The organism is Vibrio sp. 2134-1 (assembly GCF_033339495.1).
Window position 1 is genome coordinate 1 of record NZ_JAWOUS010000662.1, and the last position, 601, is coordinate 601.

Annotated in this window: 1 pseudogene; it reads right to left on the reverse strand. The window is 49.3% G+C overall.

Going from position 1 to position 601, the window contains the following annotated elements:
- Positions 1-601 (reverse strand): annotated as a pseudogene (locus R7R78_RS27830) (polynucleotide adenylyltransferase PcnB); the annotation flags it as partial.

Genomic DNA, 601 nt, shown 5'->3' on the forward strand with positions numbered 1-601 from the left:
AAGGCGCAATTGCAGCTGCCAAATCTCACGGATGGTCGCAGTATGGCGACGTGGAATTGCGATGGTGCGAACTTGATCATCAAGAATGATATTGCTCGCTTCCATGATCGCGTCGTAATGACACAAGTTATGCTGATCCATGAGTTTGTCTGCTAGTGCACAAAGCGGGTACCACAGCATTGCAGCAAACATAAATGCTGGGTTAATGCGCTTGCCATCTTCAATACGCATGTCTGTGGAATCCAACACAAGATCGAGCATTTGTTCAGTATGCGACGAGTAGTCTTCTGTGAAGTGCTCCGAAATGGCTGGGAACAGCTGTTGGAATAAGTTGTATTCACGTAGCAGGTGGTATGTCTCTAGACCATGGCCTGACTGCAAGAGTTTGAGTGACTCTTCGAAAAGACGAGCGGAAGGAATTTCACGCAGTAGCGGCGCCATCTCTTCGATTGGTGCTGCGGTGTCTTCTTCAATATCAAAGTCCAGTTTCACGGCAAAGCGAACCGCACGCAGCATGCGCACAGGGTCTTCACGGTAGCGTGTTTCTGGATCGCCAATCAGACGAATCAGACGATCTTCTAAATCTTCGATACCGCGCGCG